The sequence below is a fragment of the Mesorhizobium sp. B2-3-5 genome (assembly GCF_006442395.1).
Taxonomy (GTDB): Bacteria; Pseudomonadota; Alphaproteobacteria; order Rhizobiales; family Rhizobiaceae; genus Mesorhizobium.
Genome location: NZ_VFVX01000014.1, coordinates 104,966 through 124,695, shown reverse-complemented (window position 1 = coordinate 124,695; position 19,730 = coordinate 104,966). Strand labels below are relative to the sequence as shown.

The following is a 19,730-nucleotide window of genomic DNA, read 5'->3' as shown; positions in this document are numbered from 1 at the left end:
CATCGCCCCCATGGAGGGATGCGAGGACTTTTACGAATGATCGTCAGCCGCCTGCTCGGACCTGCACTTGGTCTCCGCCCGCGCGGTCGGTATAGCCGTTGACAGAAGAGTGCTCAGTCTTTCTGCTTGGCGCCGGCGCTCTTGCCATCGGAGCTTTTCGAACGTTCCTCGAACCGCTCCGCTCCCTTTTTCAAGGGGTGGCCTGTCTCGGCTTCCGTCTTGCGCTCATCCCTGGCCGCAGCCTGCCGCAATCCCTTTGCGGCCTGCTTGCCCTTCCCGGTCGGTGCTTGTTCGACGCCCATCGTCTTCTCCCTGGCGCGACAATCGCGCGATCTCGGAAGCAACGTGCGTATGATTAGGCGGTTCCGCTCGCTGGTCCGCCCGAGGAAGTCACCCGGAAGGATCAGCGCACCGTCATCGCCTTGCGAAACGCCTCCAGCGTCTCGGCGCTGACATGATGCTCGATGCCCTCGGCATCGATGCGCGCCGTCTCGGCGCTGACGCCGAGCGAGCGCAGGAAGGCTTCCACCGTGTGGTGGCGGATGCGGCTCTCCTCGGCAACCTTGCGGCCGGCCTCGGTCAGGAACACACCGCGATAGGGTTTTCTCGACACCAGCCCGTCGGCGCACAACCTGGTCAGCATCTTGGCCACTGTCGGCTGGGCGACGCCGAGCCTAGCGGCGATATCGACCTGGCGCGCCTCGTTGCCGTCCTCGATCAGGTCGGCGATCAGCTCGACATAGTCCTCGACAAGTGCGCTGCGGCGCGCTTCGCGCGTCTGCCGGAACCCTTCCGAATGGACGTCGGCGTCAGGCAATGGCTCACGCGGGACCGGTTTGTTCTTCAGCGCCAATGCGCGCTCCTCCTGGGAGTTTTGCCGTCTCTGTTTTTATAGCACGGGCTTTGATTCTTCAGGCCGTTTATTTGGAGGCATGTTCGCCGATCGGCAAGCAGGTCGATGGGCGTCGGGACGACGTTCCTCCGCCAGCCCATGCTCTCGATGGAACCGCGGAAACCGATCCAGTGGCGTTGTCCGTGACTGCTGGGGCCATATTTGGGTGTTGCTGATCTGAAACCGCCCGACTGCAATCGCCGTCAGGGAGGAAGCCATGACCCGCAGTGACGTCCTGATCGTAGGCGCCGGCCCAACCGGCCTGGTGCTGGCCGCCTTTTCAACGATATCCGCCAATGGCGTTTCGAACTTCGGGCAAAGAAACTATTCTTCTTGCCGTACCAAGCGGTCGCTGTTCGTGTCCTTGGCATGGTCCCCATGCCGCATCATGCGTCGAAAGCTCATTGAGATATGCGCGCGCCTGATGTGCCCGATCGACTCCCAGTCGCCGATCTCCGCTGCGGCCAAGACTTCCTCCATCTCACGTCGAAACGCGGTGAACTCTTCCACAAGCCCTAGTTGAGGCATCATCTTCAGGACGACACGCGCCACCTGGAAATAAAGTCTCTCGCTGATCTCGCGCAGGGGCTGGTTCCCGGTCATGGCGGTCAGTTCAGAAAAGAAGTCCATGTTCAGCTGCAGGAAAGCCCGCTGATCCGGATTGAGCATGTCGGAATCACAGCGCGCGATGAGCGTCCGGATTCGATCCAGGTCGGCCGCCGTCCGCGGGATCGGCGAAAGCTTGCCGACCAGAAGCGCCAATTCGAGGCGCAAGTGATAGACCTGCTGCAATTCCTCGATGTCGACATCGGTGACTATGGTGCCGACGCCGTGCACGGATTGAACCAGACCTTCGGATTCAAGACGTGCCAGCACGCGGCGGACCGGCGTGCGGCTGATCTGGAATTCCTGAGCGAGTTCTTCCTCGGAGAGCCGGCTTCCCGGCGGGTAGTCGAGCAGGCAGATGCGGTCTCGCAGGATCCGGTAGATACGCTCGAACCGTTCCCGCGCCGAAAGCGGCCGCGGCGCCTCCAGGATCGCCGTGGTGACCGAGGCATCCGTCTCCAGTGTCATCCAGCCTCCAGGACAGCATGCAGGAATTGCCGTGTCCGCTCGTTCTTAGGGGCACCGAACAGCTCGCCTGGCGGTCCCTGCTCGCATATCTTGCCCTGGTAGAAGAAGCAGACGCGATCGGAAAATTCCTTGGCGAAGCCCATCTGGTGCGTGACCATGAGCATCGTCAAATCATGCTCGCGGCCGATTTGCCTTATCACTTGCAGCACTTCGCCGACAAGTTCCGGATCAAGCGCCGAGGTCACCTCGTCGAACAGCATTATCTTGGGTCGCATCGCCAACGCCCTGGCGATGGCGACGCGCTGTTGCTGGCCACCGGAAAGCTGGGAAGGGTAATGATCCTTCTTCTGCGACAGCCCAACCATGTCGAGAAGCTCGGCCGCCCGCGCCTCGGCATCCGCCCTTTTCATGCCAAGCACGGTTATCGGCGCCTCGATGCAATTTGCCATCGCCGTCATGTGGGGGAACAGATTGAAGGACTGGAAGACCATACCGATCTTTGCCCGGATGCGACGGATGTGAGCAAGGTTGGCAGGCACAAGCGTTCCGCCCTGCTGCATGTGCGTCAGCGGCTCGCCTTCGACCCAGATGACACCGTCATTGATCGTCTCCAGCGTCATCAGCATGCGCAGCACGGTGGTCTTGCCCGAACCGGACGGGCCAATGACGGAAACCTTCTCGCCGCGCGCGATTTCGAGGTTCAAGCCGTCGAGAACGGTCAACGCGCCGTAGCGTTTGGAAACATTGTCGAAGCGGACCATCGGTTGTTCCGTCATCGCGTGTTCCTCCGGTTGAGCAGGCGTTCGAGGGCACGAATAAGCGCGGCAGAAACCAGGCTCATCGCAAGGAAGAACAGGCCGACCAGGGTAATCGGCTCGGTGTAGCGGAAAGTCTCGGAGCCAATAATCTTGGCTGTCTGCATGAGTTCCAGCACGGCGATAGCCGAAAGCAGCGGCGTTTCCTTGAACAGCGCGACGAGATAGTTGCCGAGCGCCGGCACGATCGGCGGGATGGCCTGCGGGATAATGATGTCGCGAAAGGTCGTCCAGGACGAGAGATTCAGCGCGATCGAGGCTTCCCATTGACCACGATGGATATTGTCGAAGCCGGCGCGATAGACCTCCGAGCAGTAAGCGGCATAGTGAATGCCAATCGCCATGACACCAGCCGTGAACGCGTCGAGCACAAGGCCGAATTTCGGAAAGACGAAATAGAGGAAGAATATCTGGATGAGCAATGGCGTCGAGCGGATCAGCTCGACCAGCACCGAGATCGACCAACCGGTCCACGGCACGGCGATGCGGATCACCGCCAGGACCAGGCCGAGCGAGGCCGCGATGGCGAAACCGAGCAGCGTCGCCTCTATCGAGATGACCGCGGCGCGCGCCAGCACCGGCAGGATCTCGAGGGCAAAACTCCAATCCCAGATCATGCTGCCTTCCCTCGCGCCAAGCCGAGCGAGGCCCGCTTTTCGAGCAGCCGCATGCCGATGGAGACGGTGAGCGACATGGCGAGATACATCAGCAGCACCAGCGTGAAGATTGGAATGGTCTTGAACGTGTTCTGGTTCATCTGCTGCGCCTTAAAGGCAAGGTCCGACAGGGTGATCAGCGAGACCAGCGCGGTCGACTTCAGCAACTCGATGAACAGATTGCCCCAAGGCGGGATCATGGCGATAAAGGCCTGCGGCAGGATGATCCGGCGCAGCATCTGCGCGCGGCTCATGTTGAGCGCAGTTCCCGCTTCCCACTGGCCGCGCGCGACTGACTGGATGGCCCCCCGCACGCATTCGGATCCGTAAGCCCCGACATTCAGGCCGAGCGCCAGTACGGCAACGAGAAATGCGTCTAGCGTGACGCCGAATTGCGGCAGCACAAAAAACAGCCAGAACAATTGCACCAGCGCCGAGGTGCCGCGAAAGATCTCGACATAGACCGTCGCCAGCCATCTAAGCGGCGCCGGGCCATACATACGTGCCAAGGCGGCGAGCACGCCCATGATGACCGCCAGCAGGCTGCCCAGGATGGCGATCTCCATTGTCAGGACGGCGCCCTGCAGCAGCCCCGGCAGGAACAGCCTGTATGTTGCCTGTGTTGCAAGCACGGCGATCACGGCCAGCGAGACAACCAGCATGGCAACGAGCGTGCGAATTCCCATCTGCTTCTCCGAGCAAAAAAAGGGCGGCGCTTTCACGCCGCCCAGCAGTTGGGAACTTATTCGCCCTTGCAGAGCTGCGCGGTGGTCTTGTTCGGCAGATAATCCTTACCGAAGCCGAGTGGCTCGACCAGCGCAATGTGCTCCGGTGAGCCGATGAATTTCTTCAGTTCGGCATTGAACGCTTCCTGGAGATCGGTGTCCTCCTTGCGGAAGCCGAAGCCGCCGTGCCCCTTAACCGACTTGCCGGCAACCTCGCCGAAGGGCTTGGTCGATTCGACGCCATCGGCCTTTTTGGCCATATCGGCGATCGACAATGCGGTAAGCGCGGCGGCGTCGGCGCGCCCTGCCTGGACGGCGGCAACGAGACTGGACTGGTCAGGCAAAGCGACGATCTGCCCTGGCGCGACACCTGCATCCTTGGCGTATCCACCCTCGACCGCGCCCGCCATCACGGCGAGCTTGAGATCGGGATTGTCCTTGACGCTCGAATAATCCTTTATGCCCTTCGGGTTGCCCTTCGCCACCAGCAAGGCCTGACCGATACCATAGGACGGTTCGGAGAAATTGATCTCCGCGCAACGCTTTGGATTGATGAACATGCCGGCAGCGATGATGTCAAATCTCCCAGCCTTCAGGCCAGGTATGAGCGACCCGAATTCGGTCAGCACGCCGTCCACCTGCGAAATGCCCATCTTGGCGAGCACAGCCTTGGCGACCTCGGGCGCTTCGCCGGTCAATTTGCCGTCAGGCGTTGCGAACCCGAACGGCGCCTCATTGGCGAAACCGACGCGGATGTAACCGTCCTTCTTGGCGCGTTCGAGGGTCGTTTCGGCCTGAGCCGGAAGCGCCGTTAACATAGTCGCGACGAGCGCAAGGCAGGCAGCCGTCTTCATGGCCGTGCGGCGAGATATCTGTGACATGAGCATGCATTCCCCTTTTCTTTTTGGATGAGCTTACCGGCTCGAAGGACGTTTCTCCATCGTCGCATCGAACATGTAAGACGTATACAACTCATCTGGACATATCGCAAGACACCCTGTACGAATCTGGAAAATCGTTGATATCAGCCCGAATGCGCGGCTGGATCGATTGCTAGTTGTGCACAATTAGAGGTATCTGCCTCGAAATGGAGCGGCGGACTTGCAATCGATCACGATGGTCACGGGGACGAGTTTTGAGCAGGTCGGCCAACTTCACGAAAACGGAATACGCGCAGCGCCTGACGGGCGTGAAGCGGCGCATGGAGAAGGCCGGCTTCGATCTCATCGTCTGCCAGGATCCCGCAAACATGTGCTGGCTTACTGGTTACGACGGATGGTCCTTCTACGTGCCGCAATGCGTGCTCGTCCATCTGGAGGAAAATCTGCCGATCTGGTTCGGCAGGGCGCAGGACGCCAGGAGCGCCCGCTTGACCACCGGCCTGCCCGAAGAAAACATCGTCGCGTTCTCCGAGCGGCTGGTACAGCAGCCTATCGAGCATCCGTATGACGAACTCGCCAGCCTGATCCGGGCACGCGGATGGGAACAGGCGCGCATCGGCGTCGAGATGGACGCGCACTATTACACGGCGCGCTGTCATGCCCATCTTGTCGGCGGCCTGCCCGCAGCGCGTTTCGGCAACAATCACGACCTCGTCAACTGGGCGCGGCTGGTAAAATCGGAGGCCGAACTGGTGCTGATCCGTCAAGCCGGCGCGATCTGCGACAATGCCATGAACCGCGCGGTCGAAAAGATGCGACCGGGCGTGCCGCAGAACCAAGTGATCGCGGAAATCTATCACGCCCAGATCATGGGCCTGCCAGGCGTCGGCGGCGACTACGCAGCAATCTGCCCGCTGATGCCGGTAGGCGAAGGCACGAGCACACCGCATCTGACCTGGTCGGACGCGCCTCTTCCGGACAGCGGGCTGGCCATCATCGAGATCGCCGGTGTGCGACGGCGCTATCACGCGGCGCTAACCCGGACGGTGCATTTCGGCAAGCCGCCGACCGCCCTCTCCGATATGGCAAAGGCGATCGTCGAAGGGGTCGATGCGGGCCTCGATCTGGCACGGCCCGGCAACACCGCCGAAGAGGTCGAGGCCGCCTGGCAGGCGGTGCTGCGTAGAAACGGGCTGAAGAAGGAAAGCCGCGTCGGCTATCCTGTCGGCCTCGCCTATCCGCCGGATTGGGGCGAACGCACCGCAAGCCTGAGGCCTGGCGACAAGACCGAACTGCAGCCCGGTATGTGCTTCCACTTCATGGCCGGCGTATGGCTCGACGATTTCGGCGTCGCCATTTCCGAATCCTTCGTCGTTACCGAAGGCGGCGGCGAACGGCTTTGCGACGTGACCCGCGATCTCATCGTCATTGACTGACCACCAGCCCAAGAGCCGGTAACCTCAAGGATACCCAATGGACCGCAATCCCTTTTCCGAAGCCGAAATCGCCGGCCGCCTGTCGAAGGTGTCCACGGCGCTGGCAGAACGCGGGCTTGATGCCGCTATCTTCGCTTCCCCTGAGAATATCTTCTACCTCACCGGCCTCGACCATTGGGGCTATTTCGCGCCACACCTCTTGATTGTCCCACTCGACGGTCGACCGGTTCTGGTCACCCGGTCAATGGAAAAGGTGACGATAGAGAACCAGGTGAAGGCGGCGGATTTCCGCGGTCATTCCGACAGCGAAACCGCTGCCGATCTGGCCGCGCGCCTCATTTTCGAGCTTGGCCTGGCAGGCAAACAGATCGGCCTCGAACACTGGACCTCCGGTCTGAGCCATGGCCTCGCCTTGAGGCTCGAGGTGCGGGCCGACGGCAAATGGAGCGACGTTTCCGGGCTCGTCGACAAGATGCGGCTGGTGAAGAGTGCCGAGGAACAGGTGCTGATGCGCCGCGCCGCCAAGGTTACGGACGCTGCTGCAGGTGCGGCGATCGCGGCAATCTCCGCCGGCGCCGCCGAGCAGGAGGTCGCCGCCCAATGCGTGGCGGCGATGATCCGCGCCGGGGGCCACGCGCCGGGCTTCGGCCCGTTCATTCGTCCCGCCACCAGGCTCGGGGAAGAACACACGACCTGGGGCGACGGCATCTACCGCACCGGCGAGCCTGTCTTCGTCGAACTCTCCGGCTGCGTCTCGCGCTATCATGCGCCGCTTGGCCGGCTGATCCGTATTGGCAGCACCAAGGATCAAGACGCGGCGATGGCCGAGGTGACGGCCAAGGCATTCGATGCCGTCGTCAAGGCGCTCAGACCTGGCGTCAGAGCGCGCGACGTCTATGCCGCCTGGCAAGGCGTCGCCGACGAAGCCGGTCTCTCGCACTATCGGCGCCATCATTGCGGGTATCTGGTCGGCATTGGCCAGCCGCCATCCTGGACCGGCGGCAATTCGGTGACCGGCCTCAGGCACGATTCCGATCTCGAAATCGAGACTGGCATGAGCTTCCACATCCTGTCCTGGCTGATGGGCACCGGCCGCGGCGACCATTTCATGTCAAACACGGTGCTGCTGACCGACGCAGGCGCTGAAGTGCTGACCCGCACCCCGGCCGGCTCGATCGTCCGCTAGACCATGAACATGTCGCGCTATTCTGCGTTCTCGATTTTCCGCAACGGCTTGTCCGGCCAGAAGAACTGGCAGCGCGCCTGGCGCGCCGCAGAGCCGAAGCCGGCTTACGATGTGATCGTCGTCGGCGGTGGCGGACACGGGCTGGCCACGGCCTTCTATCTCGCGGAGAATCACGGCATCCGCAATGTCGCCGTGCTGGAGAAGGGCTATATCGGCGGCGGCAATGTCGGCCGCAACACCACCGTCATCCGCTCCAATTACCTGCTCGACGGCAACACCCAGTTCTACGAATTCTCGGTCAAGCTGTGGGAAGGCCTGTCGCAGGCGCTGAATTTCAACGTCATGTTCTCGCAACGCGGCCAGATCGTCACTGCCCATTCGGCGGACCAGCTCGATACTTTCAGCCACCGTGCCAATGTCATGCGGCTAAACGGCATCGATGCCGACATACTCGATCGCGACGCAGTGCGGCGGCTGGTCCCTTATCTCAATTTTTCCGAAACGGCGCGATTTCCGATCCATGGCGCGATCCTGCAGGGCCGTGCCGGCACGGCCCGTCACGATGCTGTCGCCTGGGGCTATGCACGTGCCGCCGACGGCCATGGCGTCGACATCATCCAGAACTGTGAAGTGACCGGTTTTGTCCGGGACGGCGACAGGATCGTCGGCGTGGAGACGAGCAAGGGCCGGATCGGCGCCGGCAAAGTCGGTCTCGCTGTTGCCGGCCATACCTCCGTGCTCGGACAGAAGGCCGGCTTGGAACTGCCGATCGAAAGCCACGTGCTGCAGGCTTTCGTCACCGAGCCGCTGAAGCCGCTGGTCGACCATGTCGTCGCCTATGGCGCTGATCATTTCTATGTCAGCCAGTCCGACAAGGGTGGATTGGTTTTCGGCGGCAATCTCGACGGCTACAACTCCTACGCCCAGCGCGGCAATCTCGGCGTCGTGCGCGAGGTGGCCGAGGCCGCGATCGCGCTGATGCCCTGCATCTCACGCGTCAGGATGCTGCGCCATTGGGGCGGCGTGATGGATATGACGCCCGACGCCAGCCCGATCATCTGCCCGACACCGATCGACGGACTCTATCTCAACGGCGGCTGGTGCTATGGCGGCTTCAAGGCGACGCCGGCTTCGGGCTGGTGCTTTGCGCACACGCTGGCGACCGGCAAGCCGCATCCATTGATCGCCGCCTACGGGCTCGACCGTTTCCGTTCCGGCCACACACTCGACGAGGCTGGCGCCGGCCCCTCCGCCTGGCTTCAATAAAGGGCAAGACAAATGCTTCGCATCGAATGTCCGTGCTGTGGCCCGCGCGACCATGACGAGTTCCGCTATGGCGGGGACGCTTCGGTCACGCGTCCAGGTCATGACGATCCGGACCCGGAGACCTGGTATCGTTATGTCTATGTCCGCAAAAACCCGCCCGGGCCGCACAGCGAGTTCTGGCAACATGTCGCCGGCTGCCGGCAATGGCTCGTCGTCGAGCGCGACACCCGCGACCATTCCATCCTCTCCGTCGGCTTCGCCAGGACATAGAAGCATGAACTCGAATGACAGACGTTTGCCAGCAGACGGCCGCATCGACCGTGCGCAACCGATTGGCTTCAGCTTCGATGGCCGCACGCTGAACGGCTACCAAGGCGACACGCTGGCTTCGGCTTTGCTGGCCAACGGGATCACACTCACCGGACGTAGCTTCAAATATCACCGGCCGCGCGGCATCTTCTCGGCCGGCCCCGAAGAACCGAACGCTCTGGTCACGCTCGGGAGCGGGGGACGGCGCGAACCGAACCTGCCGGCCACCACGCTCGAACTGGCGGAAGGCATGTCTGCCGAAAGCCAGAACCGCTGGCCGTCACTTGCCTTCGACCTGCAGAGCATCAACGGGCTGTTGGCGCCGTTCCTTTCCGCCGGCTTCTACTACAAGACCTTCATGGGACCGACGCGGCGCGCCTGGATGTTCTATGAGCATTTCATCCGCAGGGCGGCAGGCCTGGGCCGGGCCGGCACCGAGCCCGATCCCGGCCGTTACGAGATGCGCCACGCATTTGCCGACGTGGCGATCGTCGGCGGCGGCCCTGCTGGCCTCTCGGCGGCGCGCGCCGCGGCAAGCGCCGGCGCGAGCGTCGCCCTGATCGAGCAGGATTTCCTTCTCGGCGGCCAGCTGCTGTCGGAGCGCTCCGATGGCGAAGCGGCAGCCTGGCTGAAGATAATCGTGACCGAACTGGCAGGCCTGTCCAACGTCACCGTGTTGCGCAAGACGATGGCGTTCGGCACCTATGACGGCAACACCTTGGGTCTGATCGAACGAAACGACGATCCGGCGGTGGAAGGCGCACGGCAGGCCTTCACCATGCTTCGTGCAGGCTCCATCGTCTTCGCGGCCGGTGCCATCGAGCGGCCGCTGGTGTTCTCCAACAACGACCGGCCGGGTGTCATGCTGGCATCGGCCGCGCGGACCTACCTCAACCGGTTCGCCGTTCTGCCTGGGAGACGGATCCTGGTTGCCACCACCAATGACGGCGCCTATCGCACTGCCATCGACCTTGCCGCCGCCGGTGCGCAAGTGACAGTCGCAGATCAGCGCAGCGCCTCGCCTGCCGGTCTGACCGCGGAAGCGAAGCGCCTGAACATCGCGATCCGATCCGGGACCCGAATCGCCGATCTGCGTGGCGGCCATGCGGTCAGGGGCGCGAAGCTTACCGGGCCGGACGGCAATACGGAGATCCCTTGCGATCTCGTCTGCATGTCCGGCGGTTGGTCACCGACCGTGCATCTTACCGCGCATCTCGGTGTCAAACCCGTCTATCGCGACGATTTGGACGGCTTCATTCCCGGCGGCTTTCCGGCAGGGCATTTTGGCGCGGGCGCGATGATTGGCCGCTTCTCGACCACCAATGCCATCGAGGATGGACACCGCGCCGGCACCGATGCGGCAATCTTCTGCGGAAAATCTACAACGCCACCGCCCTCCGCGAGGCTCGATCTCGGCGAAACCGCAGCCGACGCGTTCCGTGCGATCTCCTTCGTTGGGCGCGGGAAAGCCTTCATCGATTTCCAAATGGATGTCACCACCAAGGACATCGAGCTTGCTCATCGCGAGGGTTATGAATCGGTCGAGCACCTGAAGCGCTACACCACGCTCGGCATGGGCACCGACCAGGGCAAGACCAGTAATTTTGCCGCACTTTCAGCGATGGCGGCGTTACGCCAAGAGACGATCCCGCAAACCGGAACCACGACCTTTCGTCCGCCATATGCACCGGTCGCCATCGCTGCGCTCGCCGGCCGCGCCGTCGGTCACCATTTCAAGCCGGTTCGCCGCACGCCGATGCACGACTGGCATATGGCGAATGGCGCAGAGATGCTCGAGGTGGGGCTGTGGATGCGTCCGTATTTCTATCGCGCCGCCGGCCGCGACGTGAATGAGGCCTATGTCGCCGAGATGCGCATGGTGCGCGGCGCCGCGGGTCTGATGGATATTTCCACCCTCGGCAAGATCGACGTGCAAGGCCCGGACGCGGCCATTTTCCTCGACCGTGTCTATGCCAACGGCTTTGCCAAGCTGCCGGTCGGCCGCGCCCGCTACGGTGTCATGCTGCGCGATGACGGCATCGTCTTCGACGACGGCACGACCACGCGGCTCTCGGAAACGCGCTTCTTCATGACCACCTCGACCGCCAAGGCGGCCGATGTGCAGTCGCGGCTCGAATTCCTGCTCGACACTGCATGGCCGGAGTTGCGTGTCGCCGTCACCTCGGTCAGCGACGAATGGGCGGCGATGTCCCTTGCCGGCCCGAAGAGCCGGGATATCCTCACCGCCGCCTTTCCGGAGCTCGACGTTTCGAACGATGCGCTGCCGCATATGGGCGTCATCAAGGCCGTGTCCGAGGGACGGACGCTGCGTATCATCCGCCTCAGTTACTCCGGCGAGCGCGCCTATGAAATCTATGTCGCCGCGAGCCATGGCGAACGGCTCTGGAGCCGGCTGCTGGAAGTGGGTGGGCCGTTTGGCCTGAAACCCTACGGTGTCGAAGCGCTCGGCGCGCTGCGCGTCGAGAAAGGTCACGTCGCCGGGCCGGAGATCGATGGCCGCACCACGCTCGATGATCTTGGCCTTGGCCGCATGGCGAGCAGGCGCACCGGCTTCGTAGGTGAGGTCCTGCGGCATCGCCCGGCGTTTCAGGCTCCCGATCGCCAGCGTCTGGTTGGTTTGGAATGTGCCGAGGAGGGCAAACGCCTGCGGGGCGGCGCCATTTTGTTCATGCCTGACGACACCATCGCCGGCCATGGGCGCGGCCGGATAACGTCGGTGACCTTCAGCCCGGAACTCGGCCGCTATGTCGGCCTGGCCCTGCTTGCCGGCGACGTCGCGGTCGAGGGGAGCGAAATCCTCGCCGCCTATCCGATGAAAGCCGAAATCGTTCGCGCGCGCGTCGTCTCGCCCGTCTTTCTGGATCCGAAGGGAGAGCGGCTGCATGGCTGAGGCCTTGGCATTGAATGAAGTCAATCTGTCGGTGGCCGATTGCCCGATCGTTCAGATCGAATCCTGGGATGGGATGCAGGCCCGATTTGAGTTGAGTGTTTCGCAATTGCTGGGCACCGCCCTGCCCGTCTCCGTCGGCGAGACGGCCCGTTGTGCCGACACGCTCATCGTCCGGGTCTCTCCCCGCCGCCTCTGGCTGGTGAGCGAGGCGGGTGCAAAACCACCGCCCCTGAAGATCGATGCCGAGCTGGGTTGTTCCGTCGACCTCGGCGACGGACGGGTGCGCTTCAGGTTGGGTGGCGCACACGTCCTGGATATTCTCTCCACTAGCATGGTCGTCGACTGGTGCTCGCCTGTCTCGGCTCCGGGCCGCGCGCTGCAAACGGCCTTTCATCACGTGCCGGTGCTCGTCCTGCGCACCGGCGAGACTGGCTGCGACATGATCGTGCCGCGAAGCTTTGCGCGCAGCCTTGCGGACTGGATCGCCGAAAGCGCCAGCAAGCGTTCTTCGCCTGGAATTAAAGCGCGAAATTGACTGCCCGCTGGCCGACAAGATGGAACCCTTTCCAACCGGGGATTTGGAAGTAATCACGTCGAGGATCGCTCGACAGAGGCTGTCGACCGCCAAAACCCACCAACAAAGCCATCCGGAGCCTCCGTTGAACGTTAGCCCCTAGAAACGAGATGGGTGTCCGCCTGTGGGCGCCAAGGAGACATCTTTGCGACTTGCTCCTGGTTCTGGATGGTTCGCCTACCCTGGTGAGGTTCATAGAAAGCCGACAGTGCCTAACCAGCTCTTCATCAATACTTCACCATAGGGACAGCGGCCACGGAACCTTCCTGATTGCTGCGGACTTCTGGGATTCACTGTGAATCGAATGAAGAGGTCCCGCATGAAAGTCACCGCAGCAGGCATCGACCGCATTAAGATTGGCAATGCGGACGCAAGTGGCCAAAGCGCGCATTTCGTCGTTTGGCTTTATCTTCAGGTCGACGAAGGCGGTACACAGACAGGTCAGGAACTGGTGGTGTCGGTGCCGTACGATGCGCAGATGACGTTCGACGATCTCGCCACCCAGGCTTTCGAGAAGGCGCACACCATGCTTCGCGCCTGCTGCGAGATAGATGAGGCCATGTGGTGGAAGCAGTTCAACCGCAGCCTGGCGCCGCTGCCCGAATGGACGCCCGGCGCCCAGTAGTTGGTAGTGGCCCGAACCGAGCACTGAGGCTGGCGGGATTGCCCGATGCTGACCAATGCAAATCTGACCAATGCAGATCGCGGGATTCGACTTCGCATCGTCTGCTTCTGGTGCAAACCAACCGCCTCAATTGATCGCGAGATGACAGCTTTTGACACCAGGAGGTGGTTGGCTCACGTCCGATATCGAGGCGCATGACAGCCTCTCGGTAGGGCCGAGTGGCTGCCAAGATCAGATCTCCGTTGCCTCTGCTAGGCTGAGCGCATTTTCGACATTCACACCAAGATAACGAACCGTATTCGCGATCTTGGGCTTCCGACCGCTTGCTTTCCTCGTCGATCCATCGTCCGGACTGCCAGATAAGCGTTGGTCTCCAAGGTGTGCCTTTTCTAAACTTTGCGCAGGGACACCAAGATTCGATTAAGTCTGGTCCTTTATCGTGCACCGATCGGAAGTTACGCCGGCTGAGATTCCACCTTGCCATTTGCCATTCATCAGCACTTCCGCGCCTTCATGAGCTGGACCAGTCTTCCGGCAGTGATAGCCCTTGTCGTGCTGTTGATCGCGGGAGTTTTTGCCGACCATCAAAACAGCATTGTTGCCGAACAGGCATTGCGCGTCGACGTGGCGAAGGAGATGAACCTCGTTCGCGCCAATCTCGAGGGCAATGTCAACGGAGACCTTCAACTGGCGCGTGGTCTGATCGCGACGATCGTTACCGAACCGAACATGAGCCAAGCCCGTTTTGCCGAACTGGCAGAGAGCCTCTTTCGCGAGAAGACACGCCTCAGAAACATTGCCGCTGCCCCCGGCCTGGTCATCTCTTTGATGTATCCAATGGAAGGCAATGAAAAGGCCGTTGGATTGGACTTTCGCAAGGATGAAGACATGCGTGAAGCGGTACTTCGGGCACGCGATACCAAACAACTGGTGTTGGCCGGCCCCGTGCAGCTGAAGCAAGGAGGTCAGGCGTTTGTCGGCCGATTCCCGGTATTCCTTGATCGTGACCGCCCTACCGAGGCGTTCTGGGGCATAGTGACCGCCGCAATCGACATTCAGAAGCTGTACGAGGACAGCGGTCTTTTAGACAAGAAACGGTCGATCGAGATCGCTCTGACGGGCAAGGACGCTCTGGGCCGAAGCGGCGCGCGATTTTTTGGTCCCGCGCGCGTGGCGGAAGACAATCCCGTCACCGCCGAGGTGCGGTTGCCGACAGGATCGTGGCAGATTTCCGCCATTCCCAAGGGGGGCTGGAACGCCACGCCCCGGAACGCTTGGATTTTGCGATTGGCAATGCTCATCGGCGGCGCTCTGGTCGTGGTTCCGATTGTCATTGCGGGGCGGCTTTTCGAGCAACGGCATAAGCATTACGCCGATCTGCGCCGCAGCGAACGACGGCTTGCACAGCTTTCAGAGAGGCTGGAGCTTGCGCTCGATGCTTCGCAAATTGGCGTTTGGGAACAGGATCTCGACTCCGACATCATATACTGGGACGACCGCCTGAACGAAATCTATGGAAAGCCGGCAGATGGCAAACCGAGGACCTTCGAAGAGTGGTCGAGATCGATCCATCCCGACGATTTCGAGCGGGCTAAGCGGGATTTCGCACAGGGGGTCGCGACCGGCATATACTCTTCGGAATATCGTGTAATGCTTCCCAATGGAGTTACTCGACATCTTCGCGCGCGTGCCAAGAGTTACAAGGACGGTACCGACCACAAAATGGTCGGAGCGGAATGGGACGTGACGGCGGACGTGGCCCTGACGCGGGAGTTGGAACGGGCAAAGAACCTCGCCGAAACGAGGAATGCTCAGCTGGAGGCGGCGACGGCGCGCAACGAGCATGCAGCGCTTCACGATTCGCTGACCGGCCTTCCAAATCGCCGCCACCTCGACACCATGCTCGATGCCCACGCCACCGTGTCGACGGCTGGCAGCGGCGCCGCGCTTCTGCATCTTGATCTCGATCGCTTCACACAGATCAACGACACGCTTGGCCATGCCGTCGGCGACGCCGTGCTGATCCATACCGCGAAGGTGCTGACATCGACTGTTGGGTCGGCGGACTTCGTTGCCAGAGTCGGAGGCGATGAGTTTGTCGTAGTCTGCAGCCGCGACATCTCGATAGACCAACTCAGGCAGTTGGCCGACCGGATCATACAGAGACTGCGGCAGCCGGTTCCCTATCAGGACCACCAGTGCCGTATTGGGGTCAGCATCGGGATCGCGGTCGATGCGGTCGGTCCTATCGACGGCCCACGCATGATGGTCAACGCGGACATAGCTCTCTATCGGGCCAAGGGGCGGGGACGCAATCGGTATGAGTTCTTCACCGAAGATCTCCAGTCCGAGATCGTTCGGACCAAACGGGTGGCCGATGAGATCCTCGGAGGGTTGGAACGCAACGAATTTGTTCCGCACTATCAGCTGCAGTTCGACGCCAAAACGTTAGAGGTTGCCGGCGTTGAGGCGCTGGCGCGCTGGAACCATCCGATCGACGGCCTCCAGCCACCAGGCCGGTTCCTAAAAATTGCGGACGAGTTGAATGTCGTTTCGATTATTGACCGACTGATACTCGAACAAACTCTCCGCGACTTTGATCAGTGGCAGAGAGCCCGGCTGTTGGTCCCGCGCGCTTCGGTGAACGTCTCTGCGAAACGGCTGCAGGACGAGGAGCTGATCAACAATCTTGCGTCACTCTCGATAAAACCAGGAACCGTTTCTTTCGAGCTTCTTGAATCGATCTTCCTCGACGATAATGATGAGCTTGTGGTTTGGAACGTCAACCAGATCAAGGAACTTGGAATCGACATTGAAATTGACGATTTTGGCACCGGGCATGCCTCGATTGTCAGCTTGCTCAAACTTCAACCTCGACGGCTGAAAATTGCACGCCAGCTAATCAGTCCGATCGCCGAGTCAGCCCCGCAGCGCGAGGTCGTGGAATCGATTGTGCAGATTGGCAGGTCCTTGGGGGTCGAGGTCATCGCCGAAGGTGTCGAGACAATGCAGCAGGCCAAGATCCTCAAGGATTTGGGCTGCGACATCTTGCAAGGCTATGCGCTTAGCCGACCGATGAGCGCACGAGAGATCATGGAGTTCCTAAGCAGCCGGCGAATGCGCGCAGCATCCTGAGATTGACGCACGCCGGCCACAAGCATCACGGCTCCGGACTAATATGGAAGAACGTCCGCAAGGAGATAGCTGCGCGGCCTTCCGGAAGCGTCAAGGATAAAGCAGCCGGTTCGTGACCCGACTCCGAAGGCGTCGTGCAATTGACCATAAATGTCAGCAATAGCTGCCCGACTGATGGTCGACTGCTTTTGGGCCGACCGTCCACGGCAATAAGCTGAGTGCGTTGGACGAAGCGCCATCGAGATGAACGCATTGTGCACCGATGGTCAGTCTGGCCAGCCATAGGAATGCGCTTTGTCGGTGCGAATGCACGAACGGCCAACCCAATCGAAGTCTATTCGAAAGAGTAGGTGAATCCTTCCGCCGAGGCTCCGACGACAACTTTTGTCACTTTGCCCTCGAGCGAGCGATTGAGCACGCCGCGGCTGAGTTCCGGCAGCAGCGTGTTGGTGAGGATGGCGTCGATCATGCGCCCGCCAGATTCTATCTCGGTGCAGCGCGCCTTGACCATGTCCATGACACCGTCGCCGATTACAAGCTCGGCGTCGTTGCTTGCCTTGAGGCGCCGCGCGATCTTGCCGAACTGGTGTCTGGTGATCGCCTCGATCATCGCATCGGAAAGCGGATAGTAAGGGATTGTCACGACGCGGCCAAGGAAAGCGGCAGGAAACACTTTCAGCAGCGGACCGCGCAAGGCGCTGTCCAGATCGTCGATGCCGGTGCGCAAGGTGCCGTTCTTCGTGCGGTCCATGATGACCTCGGAGCCGACATTCGAGGTGAGCAGGATCAGCGTGTTCTTGAAGTCGATCCGACGGCCTTCGCTGTCGTCCATCATACCCTTGTCGAAGACCTGGAAGAAGATCTCGTGCACGTCCGGATGCGCCTTCTCGACCTCATCGAGCAGGATCACCGAATAGGGCTTGCGCCGCACGGCCTCGGTCAGGATGCCGCCCTTGCCATAGCCGACATAACCGGGTGGCGCGCCCTTCAGCGTCGAGACCGTGTGCGCTTCCTGGAATTCGGACATGTTGATCGAAATAAGGTTCTGCTCGCCGCCATAAAGCGTTTCGGCCAGCGCCAGGGCTGTCTCGGTCTTGCCGACGCCGGACGGGCCGCAAAGCAGGAAGACGCCGACCGGCTTTTCCGGCGCGCCGAGGCCGGCGCGGCTGGTCTGGACGCGTCTCGCGATCATCTCCATGGCATGGTCCTGACCGACCACGCGCTCGGACAAGGTGGCGGCGAGATTGAGTGCCTTCTCGGTCTGGCTGGACAGCATCCGTCCCGTCGGGATGCCGGTCCAGTCCTGGACAACGGCCGCCACGGCATTGCGGTCGACCGACGGCAGGATCAACGGGGTCTCGCCCTGCGCCTCGGCAAGTTCCGCCATCAGTTCGCGCAGTCGTGCCAGATCAGCGGTGGCATCCGATGAAGAAGCAGGCTCATGAGCAGGACCGGGCTCCGTCTTAGCCGCCTTCGTTGTCGTTGACCTTGTCTTCGAGCCGCTGGGTTCAGCCGCCTTTTCATGCGCTTCGGCCGCTGGCGCGTCGACAGGCTCGCCCGGAGCAGTTTCTTCGTCCTCCGCAACGTCAAGCGGCATGCCCTCGCCACGGAGTTTGGCGCGCAGGTCGAGAATCTCGGTCACAAGTGCCCTTTCCCGATCCCAGCGTGTTTGCGCTGCCGCAAGGGCGGTTTCGGTTTCCGCCAGCCCGGCTTCCACGCGGGCCTGCCTGTCGGCCACTTCGATGCCGATCGCTGCCTCGCGGCCAATGATGCCCTTCTCCACCTCGAGCGCCTGGCGGCGGCGCAGGATGTCCTCGACCTCGGCCGGCGTGGCGTGCTGCGAGACGGCAACGCGGGCGCAGGCGGTGTCGAGGAGGCTGACCGCCTTGTCCGGCAGCTGCCTGGCCGGGATGTAGCGGTGTGAAAGGGAAACCGAAGCCTCGATCGCCTCGTCAAGGATCTGGACCTGGTGGTGCTGCTCGAGAACGCCGGCGACACCGCGCAACATCAGCACGGCCACCGCTTCGGAAGGCTCTTCGACCTTGACCGTCTGGAACCGACGGGTCAGCGCCGGATCCTTCTCGATATGCTGCTTGTATTCGGCCCAAGTCGTGGCGGCGATCGTGCGAAGCTCGCCGCGCGCCAGGGCGGGCTTCAGGAGATTGGCCGCGTCGCCGGTTCCCGCCGCGCCGCCCGCGCCGATCAGTGTGTGCGCCTCGTCGATAAAAAGGATAATCGGCGTCCCTGAGGCCTGCACCTCGTCGATGACGGCCTTCAGCCGCTTTTCGAACTCGCCCTTGACGCTGGCACCCGCCTGCATCAGCCCGACATCGAGCATGCGCACGCTGACATTCTGAAGCGGCGGCGGCACGTCGCCCTCGGCGATGCGCAAGGCGAAGCCCTCGACAATCGCCGTCTTGCCGACACCTGCCTCTCCGGTCAGGATCGGATTGTTTTGCCGGCGCCGCATCAGGATATCGACGATCTGGCGGATTTCAGGATCGCGGCCGACGACCGGATCGATCTTGCCGTCACGGGCGCGCTGAGTAAGGTCGGTGGCGTATTTGGCGAGCGCCGAATCCCCGCCCGGGCCGCGTTTCAACGGTGTTTCGGTGGCAGCGGCGGCGGGAGGCGAGCCAGCTTCGAGCGAGCCTTCAGTGACATCGGCTAAGCGGGCAATGACCCCGTCCGCGTCGATCTTGTCGAATTCAGCGCTGATCTTCGAAATAAGCCCTTCCAGCACCGGTGTCTTCAGGCAGGCGAGAAGAATATGCGCGCTGCGTACCTCCTCGACACCGAATTCCAGCGTGGCCAGGTTCCAGCCTTCCTGTATTGCGTGGAAGATATGATCGGAGAATTCCTCCACCGAGGTCGCGCCGTAGGGCAGCTTGTCGATGGCGCGGGTCATATCCGCCGTCAGCCGGCTGACATCCAGCCCGGCATCAGCGACGATCATCTGCACATCCGAGCGCTCGGACAGCACCAGTTGCTGGACGAAATGGGCGAGCTCGACATAGGGGTTGCCGCGCAGTTTGGCCGTGTCCGCTGCGGCCTTGAACGCGCGCACCCCCGTGGGATTGAGCTTCGCAACGAGTTCCTTGCGCTTGAAACTTTGCGACGACCGGCGCTGTTCCATCTGGACCTGCCCCCGAAATCTGCTGGCCATACCCTGCCATAGAAGCGGCTGCTTGACAAAGCCGTATGACGAGCGAGTTCTTCGGCCCTTATCCGGGCGGCACCACGCG

The 19,730-nt window shown here is 61.8% G+C and carries 16 protein-coding genes; 8 read left to right on the top strand and 8 right to left on the bottom strand.

From position 1 onward, the window contains the following. Positions 1-113 precede the first annotated feature (113 nt). The 7 genes from FJ958_RS17755 to ehuB form a co-directional block, all read right to left on the bottom strand. Entirely contained in the window at positions 114-302 is a 189-nt protein-coding gene (locus FJ958_RS17755; protein ID WP_140744486.1) for a hypothetical protein, read from the bottom strand. Positions 303-403: 101 nt separating this feature from the next. Then, positions 404-853 (bottom strand): manganese-binding transcriptional regulator MntR, encoded by a 450-nt coding sequence (gene mntR, locus FJ958_RS17750; protein WP_140744485.1) that lies wholly within the window; start codon positions 851-853, stop codon positions 404-406. 363 nt (positions 854-1,216) lie between these two features. After that, a complete protein-coding gene (locus FJ958_RS17745) occupies positions 1,217-1,966 on the bottom strand; it encodes a GntR family transcriptional regulator (protein WP_140611647.1) in 750 nt (249 codons plus the stop codon). Continuing rightward, the gene (ehuA, locus tag FJ958_RS17740; RefSeq protein WP_140692363.1) at positions 1,963-2,742 is read right to left on the bottom strand and encodes an ectoine/hydroxyectoine ABC transporter ATP-binding protein EhuA; all 780 of its coding nucleotides are present in this window, start codon (positions 2,740-2,742) and stop codon (positions 1,963-1,965) included. The genes FJ958_RS17745 and ehuA overlap by 4 nt, the downstream gene beginning before the upstream one ends. Beyond that, positions 2,739-3,398: an ectoine/hydroxyectoine ABC transporter permease subunit EhuD gene (gene ehuD, locus FJ958_RS17735; protein ID WP_140744484.1), complete on the bottom strand. Its 660-nt coding sequence runs from the start codon at positions 3,396-3,398 to the stop codon at positions 2,739-2,741. Before ehuD ends, ehuA begins: the two co-directional genes overlap by 4 nt. Continuing rightward, on the bottom strand, positions 3,395-4,123 hold the full coding sequence (gene ehuC / locus FJ958_RS17730) for an ectoine/hydroxyectoine ABC transporter permease subunit EhuC (protein ID WP_140611641.1): 729 nt from the start codon (positions 4,121-4,123) through the stop codon (positions 3,395-3,397). Before ehuC ends, ehuD begins: the two co-directional genes overlap by 4 nt. Before the next feature lie 56 nt (positions 4,124-4,179). Beyond that, positions 4,180-5,043 carry an ectoine/hydroxyectoine ABC transporter substrate-binding protein EhuB gene (gene ehuB, locus FJ958_RS17725; RefSeq protein ID WP_246679619.1) on the bottom strand — a complete coding sequence of 288 codons (864 nt, stop codon included), beginning with the start codon at positions 5,041-5,043 and terminating at the stop codon, positions 4,180-4,182. 254 nt (positions 5,044-5,297) lie between these two features. On the opposite strand from ehuB, the gene FJ958_RS17720 reads away from it, so the two are divergent. From FJ958_RS17720 to FJ958_RS17685, 8 genes are all read left to right on the top strand, one after another. Next, complete coding sequence (locus FJ958_RS17720) at positions 5,298-6,479, top strand: M24 family metallopeptidase (RefSeq protein WP_210243450.1); 1,182 nt, start codon at positions 5,298-5,300, stop codon at positions 6,477-6,479. A 37-nt stretch (positions 6,480-6,516) separates the two neighbouring features. Continuing rightward, a complete protein-coding gene (locus FJ958_RS17715; RefSeq protein WP_140744481.1) occupies positions 6,517-7,665 on the top strand; it encodes a Xaa-Pro peptidase family protein in 1,149 nt (382 codons plus the stop codon). 9 nt (positions 7,666-7,674) lie between these two features. Then, a complete protein-coding gene (locus tag FJ958_RS17710) occupies positions 7,675-8,931 on the top strand; it encodes a sarcosine oxidase subunit beta family protein (RefSeq protein ID WP_140744480.1) in 1,257 nt (418 codons plus the stop codon). Between the two features lie 12 nt (positions 8,932-8,943). Next, positions 8,944-9,201, top strand: coding sequence for a sarcosine oxidase subunit delta (locus FJ958_RS17705; protein ID WP_140744479.1), 258 nt, complete (start codon positions 8,944-8,946; stop codon positions 9,199-9,201). Positions 9,202-9,205: 4 nt separating this feature from the next. Next, positions 9,206-12,151: a sarcosine oxidase subunit alpha family protein gene (locus tag FJ958_RS17700; RefSeq protein WP_140744478.1), complete on the top strand. Its 2,946-nt coding sequence runs from the start codon at positions 9,206-9,208 to the stop codon at positions 12,149-12,151. Next, positions 12,144-12,686 carry a sarcosine oxidase subunit gamma family protein gene (locus FJ958_RS17695; protein WP_246679618.1) on the top strand — a complete coding sequence of 181 codons (543 nt, stop codon included), beginning with the start codon at positions 12,144-12,146 and terminating at the stop codon, positions 12,684-12,686. The genes FJ958_RS17700 and FJ958_RS17695 overlap by 8 nt, the downstream gene beginning before the upstream one ends. A 358-nt stretch (positions 12,687-13,044) precedes the next feature. After that, on the top strand, positions 13,045-13,350 hold the full coding sequence (locus tag FJ958_RS17690) for a hypothetical protein (RefSeq protein ID WP_140744477.1): 306 nt from the start codon (positions 13,045-13,047) through the stop codon (positions 13,348-13,350). Positions 13,351-13,863: 513 nt separating this feature from the next. Continuing rightward, entirely contained in the window at positions 13,864-16,485 is a 2,622-nt protein-coding gene (locus FJ958_RS17685) for an EAL domain-containing protein (RefSeq protein WP_140744521.1), read from the top strand. 334 nt (positions 16,486-16,819) lie between these two features. Here FJ958_RS17685 and tssH read toward each other — a convergent pair whose 3' ends face one another. Then, a complete protein-coding gene (tssH, locus tag FJ958_RS17680; RefSeq protein WP_140744476.1) occupies positions 16,820-19,621 on the bottom strand; it encodes a type VI secretion system ATPase TssH in 2,802 nt (933 codons plus the stop codon). Positions 19,622-19,730: the final 109 nt, after the last annotated feature.

Coding starts and splice junctions, on each gene's coding strand:
- FJ958_RS17755 (WP_140744486.1), bottom strand. CDS start 302: ATGGGCGTCGAACAAGCACCGACCGGGAAGGGCAAGCAGGCCGCAAAG.
- FJ958_RS17745 (WP_140611647.1), bottom strand. CDS start 1,966: ATGACACTGGAGACGGATGCCTCGGTCACCACGGCGATCCTGGAGGCG.
- ehuA (WP_140692363.1), bottom strand. CDS start 2,742: ATGACGGAACAACCGATGGTCCGCTTCGACAATGTTTCCAAACGCTAC.
- ehuD (WP_140744484.1), bottom strand. CDS start 3,398: ATGATCTGGGATTGGAGTTTTGCCCTCGAGATCCTGCCGGTGCTGGCG.
- ehuC (WP_140611641.1), bottom strand. CDS start 4,123: ATGGGAATTCGCACGCTCGTTGCCATGCTGGTTGTCTCGCTGGCCGTG.
- ehuB (WP_246679619.1), bottom strand. CDS start 5,043: ATGTCACAGATATCTCGCCGCACGGCCATGAAGACGGCTGCCTGCCTT.
- FJ958_RS17715 (WP_140744481.1), top strand. CDS start 6,517: ATGGACCGCAATCCCTTTTCCGAAGCCGAAATCGCCGGCCGCCTGTCG.
- FJ958_RS17710 (WP_140744480.1), top strand. CDS start 7,675: ATGTCGCGCTATTCTGCGTTCTCGATTTTCCGCAACGGCTTGTCCGGC.
- FJ958_RS17705 (WP_140744479.1), top strand. CDS start 8,944: ATGCTTCGCATCGAATGTCCGTGCTGTGGCCCGCGCGACCATGACGAG.
- FJ958_RS17700 (WP_140744478.1), top strand. CDS start 9,206: ATGAACTCGAATGACAGACGTTTGCCAGCAGACGGCCGCATCGACCGT.
- FJ958_RS17695 (WP_246679618.1), top strand. CDS start 12,144: ATGGCTGAGGCCTTGGCATTGAATGAAGTCAATCTGTCGGTGGCCGAT.
- FJ958_RS17690 (WP_140744477.1), top strand. CDS start 13,045: ATGAAAGTCACCGCAGCAGGCATCGACCGCATTAAGATTGGCAATGCG.
- FJ958_RS17685 (WP_140744521.1), top strand. CDS start 13,864: ATGAGCTGGACCAGTCTTCCGGCAGTGATAGCCCTTGTCGTGCTGTTG.
- tssH (WP_140744476.1), bottom strand. CDS start 19,621: ATGGAACAGCGCCGGTCGTCGCAAAGTTTCAAGCGCAAGGAACTCGTT.